Source organism: Sphingomonas sp. (assembly GCF_048594985.1).
GTDB lineage: Bacteria > Pseudomonadota > Alphaproteobacteria > Sphingomonadales > Sphingomonadaceae > Sphingomonas_I.
On the sequence record NZ_JBMDXG010000235.1, the window covers coordinates 1 to 1,813 of the forward strand.

Here is a 1,813-nt window from a genome sequence, read left to right on the forward strand (position 1 = left end):
TCGATCTGGCGCCCGACCATGGCGGCGTCGCGGGCGGTCATGCACGCGCGTTGATCGCACTTGGCCGTCCGGACGAGGCCGAAGCGATGCTTGCCGGTTTGAGTGAGGAAGCAGGCAAGACGCCGGAGGTTGCACGGGCAAAGGCGGCATTGGCGCTCGCGCGCGAGGCATCGCCGGTCGATGACTTGTCCGGGCTGCGCGCGCGCGCCGCTGCTGCGCCGGACGATCTGGCGCTGCGCTACGAGCTTGCGGGCGGGTTGATGGCGGCGGGCGAGCGCGACGCGGCCGCCGATGAGCTGCTGGCGTCGATCGCCGCGGATCGTGACTGGAACGACGGGGCGGCCCGCCAGCGTCTGCTCAAGCTGTTCGAGGTCGTCGGGCTCGAGGACCCCTGGGTGTCGAAGCAGCGCCGCCGTCTTTCGGCGATCCTGTTCGGATGACGACGACGCGCCTTTCCATCTTCCCGCTGGGCGGCGCGTTGTTGTTCCCCGACATGCACCTGCCACTTCATATCTTTGAGCCGCGTTATCGGGCGATGGTCAGCGACGCGCTGGCGCGCGATCGGCGGATCGGCATGGTTCAGCCGCGCGGGCCGGGCGATCCGCCGCCGTTGTTCGAGCTTGGCTGCGTCGGCCGTATTGTCGATGTCGAAGCGTTGGAGGACGGGCGGTACGATATCGTGCTCGAGGGCGTGTCGCTGTTCCGCATCGTGCGCGAACTGGACGTCACCACCCCGTTCCGGCAGGTCGAGGCCGAAATGGTCGAACCCAGTGGCGACACGACGCTGAGCCTGGGCATGCGGGCATCGATCGAGATCGAATCGCGACGGTTCGCGGATCAGCATGGCTATGCCGTCGACTGGGAAGCGGTGACGCGGCTGGACGACGAAAGCCTGGTCAACGGCATTGCCCAGATCGCCCCGTTCGACATCGCCTCGAAACAGGCGCTGCTCGAAGCGCCGTCGATCGACGATCGGGCGGAATTGCTTATCCAGCTGATGCAGTTCTTCGGCCGGCACGGACAGGACGACGCGACGCTGCAATGAGCGCTGCAATCGATCCTTGGTTATTGGAAAGGCTGGTTTGCCCCGCAACGCGTACAGCGTTGCGTCAGGAAGCGGACTGGTTGATTACTGATCGAGGCGGCTATGCCTATCCGATCCGCGACGGGGTACCCGTGCTCTTGGTCGAGCAGGCTAGGCGCCTGGGGCAGGGGTAGCGGCGAGCGGCACCAATCGGGCCCGGAAGCCGCGAACCGGCCATCGCCGCGCGGTCGGTTCGAGAGCTGTCAGAAGACCGCCAACGCCACCATGATCCAGAAGGCGGCGGACGAGATGCCGCAAATCAAATAAACCGCACTGTTCGGCAGTTCGAACGTCGACCGCTCACGCCCGGACACTAAATCCTTCGAATCAGCGATATCCAACATGTCGACCTCTCCATCTGTCTTATTCGAGGACAGTTTGCAGAGTATCGAACGATGGACTGCTGATTGAGGTCCCCTTTCACGCCGACGTTCACGTGAAATTAATGCACGTCGCAGCGCAGCATTAGGTTAAACGCGCATAGGCATCAAAACATAGAGCGCAGGGCTCTTGTCGTTCTCCCGGATCAGGGTCGGCGCTGACGCATCGGCAAGATGGACTTCGACGCTGTCGCCTTCGATCTGGTGCAGGATGTCGAGTAGATAGCGGCTGTTGAAACCGATCTCGATCGGGATCGCCGCGTACTCGCCAGGGACTTCTTCCGCCGCCGCGCCGTTCTCGGGGCTCGTCACCGACAGTGTCACCCGGTCGCGGTCGACCGCCATCTTG

General features: G+C 64.0%; 3 protein-coding genes and 1 pseudogene. 2 read left to right on the top strand and 2 right to left on the bottom strand.

The features are described from left to right. Both ACOJSF_RS09390 and ACOJSF_RS09395 read left to right on the top strand, forming a co-directional pair. A partial coding sequence (locus ACOJSF_RS09390; protein ID WP_420141950.1) for a tetratricopeptide repeat protein occupies positions 1-440 on the top strand: 440 nt, incomplete at its 5' end. Further along, on the top strand, positions 437-1,045 hold the full coding sequence (locus ACOJSF_RS09395) for an LON peptidase substrate-binding domain-containing protein (RefSeq protein ID WP_420141951.1): 609 nt from the start codon (positions 437-439) through the stop codon (positions 1,043-1,045). The genes ACOJSF_RS09390 and ACOJSF_RS09395, both read left to right, overlap by 4 nt. A 242-nt stretch (positions 1,046-1,287) precedes the next feature. On the opposite strand, the gene ACOJSF_RS09400 is transcribed toward ACOJSF_RS09395, so the two are convergent. Together ACOJSF_RS09400 and ACOJSF_RS09405 are read right to left on the bottom strand one after the other, a co-directional pair. After that, positions 1,288-1,428 (bottom strand): hypothetical protein, encoded by a 141-nt coding sequence (locus ACOJSF_RS09400; protein ID WP_420141952.1) that lies wholly within the window; start codon positions 1,426-1,428, stop codon positions 1,288-1,290. Between the two features lie 126 nt (positions 1,429-1,554). After that, positions 1,555-1,813, bottom strand: a pseudogene (locus ACOJSF_RS09405) (DNA polymerase III subunit beta); the annotation flags it as partial.

Coding starts and splice junctions, on each gene's coding strand:
- ACOJSF_RS09395 (WP_420141951.1), top strand. CDS start 437: ATGACGACGACGCGCCTTTCCATCTTCCCGCTGGGCGGCGCGTTGTTG.
- ACOJSF_RS09400 (WP_420141952.1), bottom strand. CDS start 1,428: ATGTTGGATATCGCTGATTCGAAGGATTTAGTGTCCGGGCGTGAGCGG.